A 4,597-nucleotide genomic window follows, 5' to 3' on the forward strand; every position below is an offset into this window, starting at 1 on the left:
CTTAAAGCCGTATGTATATCCAGTCCATTTTCTTTTAAGAAAGCTGGGTCAGTCATCGCATTTAACAAACTAAGACTATCTGGTTCCATTTGCTGCGATAACCTTCCTGCAAGGTTTTCTAATCTTTCTTGATTGTTAAAAGTAACTTTAATAGGCCTATTCTGACTGCGCACCGTATTTATTATATCGTTATTGTTGGAGCCTTTCACAATTAGAAAACGACCTGGTTTTACGTTCTCGTGATATTTTTTTTTCACAGCTGTAGTGTGAAAATCATCTCGGTTTTCCACCGCCTCAGCAATGATCAAGTAAGCGGCCTTATAATCGGCGTTAGTCGGGATATAGACTTCATAGGTGGCTGTCTCGAAATTAGTATTAGGAGCAAAAAGCACTGCCCAAACATTATGGGCAAAGAATCCCATACCGACTAATCCCAACAATACAATTCCTAGGATAATTTTTTTGTAATTACTATTCATTGATCAATTGGTAAAAGTGTTCGTTTTTATAGGATTTTTCTGTAGCGATCCAATCTTTTTTTATTCCGCTTTCGCGAAAGCTTAACTTCTCAAATAATATGCGGCTAGAGAGATTATCTTCACTAATAGTGGCGTATAATTGATGTAATCGCAGGTGTTTAAAAGCATATTCTATCAGGAGCTCTAGACCAGCTGTAGCAAATCCTTTTGTGCGGTCAGCCTCTTTTAAAATCGCAATTCCTACACCAGCACGCTTGTGATAAGGATCAAAATCATATAAATCTACAACACCTTTTATTTCCTCTTTTGGATTACAGATCGCCAGTCGCAATTGTTTTACTTCGTAAATATCGCGATGCGCATTTTCCAAATACTCTCTAATGGTAAATTTTGAGTAGGGTGTTATGGTGTTACCAAATTCCCATAAGGCTGGATTATTCTCTAACTCATAGATAAAGTCTAAATCTTCAGTATCTACAGCTCGCAAACGGCATATATTGTTTTGTAACATCATGCTTCTATCTCACCTTTAAAGACTTGAACCGCAGGACCCGTAAGCCAAATGTCCTCATATCCCTGAGGTGTAGGTCGGTATTTTACCTTTAATTCACCACCAAGTGTTAAGAGAATAACCTCCTTATCTGGAGTTTGTTTTGTGCTATGCATAGCAAGTGCTACCGCAGTGACGCCTGTTCCACAGCTCAATGTTTCACCTTCTACTCCACGTTCATAAGTGCGTACTTTAAAAACGTTGCCTTCTTGTGGTTCTACAAAATTGATGTTTGCTCCTTCTTTACCATAAAGCTTATTTCTTATAGCTCTTCCTTGTGTAAAAACATCTGTATGATCTAAGTCATCCGTTAATTGCACATGATGAGGCGATCCTGTATTTGTAAAAACATGTCCAGGAAAAACTTCTACTAAAGAAACCTTACTCATCTGAAGGCTAACAATACCGTCATTTAGTACATGTGCCTGATGGAAGCCATCGATAGCTACAAAATTCGCTTCTTCTTTCACAATACCTAAAAACTGTGCAAAACTCACTAGACAACGACCACCATTACCGCACATAGAACTTTCGTTTCCATCTGCATTGTAGTACACCATGGTAAAATCTAAGGTCTCGTGATTTTCTAGCAGCATCAATCCGTCGGATCCTATCCCGAATTTACGATCACAAAGTCGTGCAATAAGCTCCACATTATTTTTATCAAAAGTAAGTTCTCGATTATCGATAATAACAAAGTCATTACCTGTTCCTTGATACTTAAAGAATACAATAGTTTCCATCTGAACAAAAATACAGTAATACCAGTTACTGTATGGATTTACAAGAAAAGAAAACGACCCTTACAAGAAATTCTTTACAAGAAATTCTTTACAAGAAATTCTTTACAAGAGGTATCCAGCCAATTGTAACCGCAGATGCTGCTTATATGTATACCGTTACCGAATTCATCTATATATGTTGTTTAAAAAAATGGAGCTGTTTTTTATCGCGTTGTAGCATAACCTATAAATTAAGACGGCTTAAGCCTTAGATATTCTAATTGTAGTTACTGTTCTATAGTATGATCACCATACTAGTGGTCCTCTTTTAAGGTGTGTAATTTATTTGTATTGAAGGTACCTGCAGCAATTTTATAAAAGTTTCCAGGAACCGCCGTATGATTATTTTTAACCATAACAAGCGGAATAAAACCCGTTTATTGCGGTAATTAAAGGGTGAATTAATGGATTGTCATCCAATTCTAAAAGTGTTAAACAGCGTTAAACCTACTCCTTAAATGCAATTCTATCTGTAACTTTATGTTATCAATAAAGAGCACAAGTTTAAACTCCTTACTGCCGATTCCAAGATAGATGCTTGAGCTATAATTTTGGCCTTTTACCTATATGCAAGACTATTATATAGTTCAAGGAAAGACCTTACTTAGTTTAGAAGATGACAATTTTAGTTTCAAAACAGGAGTTTAAGAGAGGTTTTAATTCAACAAATCGCACATGAAATCATTTATAAAAACATTGGGAATTGCCATCCTGGGTGGGGCAATTGTTTTAGGGTCCTACAAATTCTTTTTTGAGGAGAATTCACAACAATTTAAATATCCAGAAACTATACAAACAAAAGAAACTACTCCTGTATCTTCTGTAAACTATCTGGCTTCTAGTTCTATTGCAGGAATTGATTTTACAGAAGCTGCAGAAAAAACAGTGCACGCTGTTGTTCACGTAAAAAACAAAACAATTGCAAGAGTACGACAGTCTTGGTCAGATGTACGGTCTGGTCGCGTTCCTTATCGGGAAGCCATAGGAACTGGAAGTGGCGTGATCATTACAGAAGATGGATATATTGTAACTAACAATCACGTGATTGAAAATGCTCGCGAGCTGGAAGTAACTCTTAACAACAATAAAACCTATAAAGCAACATTAATAGGTACAGAACCTAATAGCGATATCGCTTTATTAAAAATTGAGACCGAGGAAATACTTCCTTATATTATTTTCGGTAATTCTGATCAGACAAAGATTGGGGACTGGGTTCTTGCAGTGGGAAACCCTTTTAATCTGACCAGTACCGTAACTGCTGGAATTATTAGCGCAAAAGGTAGGGACCTAGACGCTACAGATTCAAATGTTCAAAGCTTTATACAAACTGATGCCGCTGTGAACCCCGGTAACTCAGGTGGCGCACTCGTCAACATCAATGGTGAATTAATCGGTATCAATACAGCCATTGCTTCTAAGACTGGATCTTATGTAGGGTATTCTTTTGCCGTACCTTCTAACAATGCTCGCAAAATAATTAACGACATTATGGAATTCGGTTTTGTGCAAAAGGGAATGTTGGGAATACGTGGTGGTGATTTAAATGGGAACATTGCAAAAGAATTAGGAATCAATGAAACAGAAGGAATTGTAGTCTCTGAGGTTGTGGAAGATAGCGGTGCCGATATAGCAGGACTGCTTAAAGGAGATGTAATTACCATGATTGATCAGATCAAAGTGACAAAATTTGCAGATTTGACTGGTTATGTGACCAGTAAAAACCCTGGAGATATTTTAATAGCAAGAGTATTACGCGATGGAGTTCTTAAAGATGTGAATATTGAATTAACTAAAAACAATACGACACGTATAACTGCTATAGGTATGGATTTACGCAATTTAACTCCAGCAGATCGCGCCACATATCAAGTAAAAGAAGGAGTTAAAATCGTACAAACTACAGGCGATCTTTCCAGATATAATATGAGTGACTATATCATAACAAAAATTAATGACCGTCCAATCTCTAACATAGAGGATGTTCAAAAAGTATTGAAAGACGTTAGTCCAAATGCTACTTTATTGATCCAGATGAAGAATAGTGCTGGAGAAACAGAACGTTTTAGGTATGCGATGGATTAAGTGATTAAGTGAAAAACCTCCAGATGACATAGGCGCTTATTTGGAGGTTTTTTTATATTTTAAGGATGTGGAAGTTCAGCTCCCTTATTTTTAAATGAGAAGATTATAAAAAAAAGATAATCTTATGGCTGTTCTAACTATCGGTGTTCTAAAACAATTCGATTTATTCGTTCAAAATTTAAAGGTTTTGAATTTTTTTTCACCATTTCGTGCAATGAACACATGCCATAGCAAGATTTCAACTCTAAGGTTAAGGGTTTAAAAGTATGTTATATATATGTATTTAGCCCTAAAGAATATCTTGATTTACGTGCTGCTTAACCAGTTGATATTCGGGATAAGTTTCTTCTAAGTATTCCTCGACTTTTTTAGGGATTACTAGGAGCATCACATACAGCATGATGCACATAAGTACAAAGCAAAAGCTCATTACACCAAGCAACCAAGCGTTAATGTTTGAAAAAGAGCTTGTACGAGTCAGTAGTATATTAAAAAAGTGAAAAGGTATCAGGCCTATGCCAGAGCTTAAACCATATCCCATGATAATATCTTTAAAAAGCCATTTTTTTTCTTCGTTACGTTGTTCCCTTTTTTTCTTTCGATAACTAGAGACGGTAGCGGCAATAGCAAGACTAATCAACATAAGGCCTAGTGTTATGCTAAAATAATCAGTCGCTACATCTATCGCTCTAAGAAGGTAA

The 4,597-nt window shown here is 36.3% G+C and carries 3 protein-coding genes and 2 pseudogenes; 1 reads left to right on the top strand and 4 read right to left on the bottom strand.

The genetic code is table 11. The features are described 5' to 3' along the window. The 3 genes and pseudogenes from ACJAT0_RS12690 to dapF form a co-directional block, all read right to left on the bottom strand. A pseudogene (locus ACJAT0_RS12690) lies at window positions 1-479 on the bottom strand (aminodeoxychorismate lyase); the annotation flags it as partial. After that, a complete protein-coding gene (locus ACJAT0_RS12695; protein WP_374003960.1) occupies window positions 472-993 on the bottom strand; it encodes a GNAT family N-acetyltransferase in 522 nt (173 codons plus the stop codon). The gene ACJAT0_RS12695 and the pseudogene ACJAT0_RS12690, both read right to left, overlap by 8 nt. Further along, window positions 990-1,772 (bottom strand): diaminopimelate epimerase, encoded by a 783-nt coding sequence (dapF, locus tag ACJAT0_RS12700; protein WP_415181950.1) that lies wholly within the window; start codon window positions 1,770-1,772, stop codon window positions 990-992. The genes ACJAT0_RS12695 and dapF overlap by 4 nt, the downstream gene beginning before the upstream one ends. Window positions 1,773-2,486: 714 nt before the next feature. Between dapF and ACJAT0_RS12705 the strand changes: the two genes are divergently transcribed. Next, window positions 2,487-3,896: a trypsin-like peptidase domain-containing protein gene (locus ACJAT0_RS12705; protein WP_415181951.1), complete on the top strand. Its 1,410-nt coding sequence runs from the start codon at window positions 2,487-2,489 to the stop codon at window positions 3,894-3,896. 289 nt (window positions 3,897-4,185) lie between these two features. On the opposite strand, the pseudogene ACJAT0_RS12710 reads toward ACJAT0_RS12705, so the two are convergent. Continuing rightward, window positions 4,186-4,597: pseudogene (locus ACJAT0_RS12710) on the bottom strand (hypothetical protein); the annotation flags it as partial.

Origin of the sequence: Nonlabens sp., assembly GCF_047636915.1 — a bacterium.
In the GTDB taxonomy this organism is placed as follows: Bacteria; Bacteroidota; Bacteroidia; order Flavobacteriales; family Flavobacteriaceae; genus Nonlabens.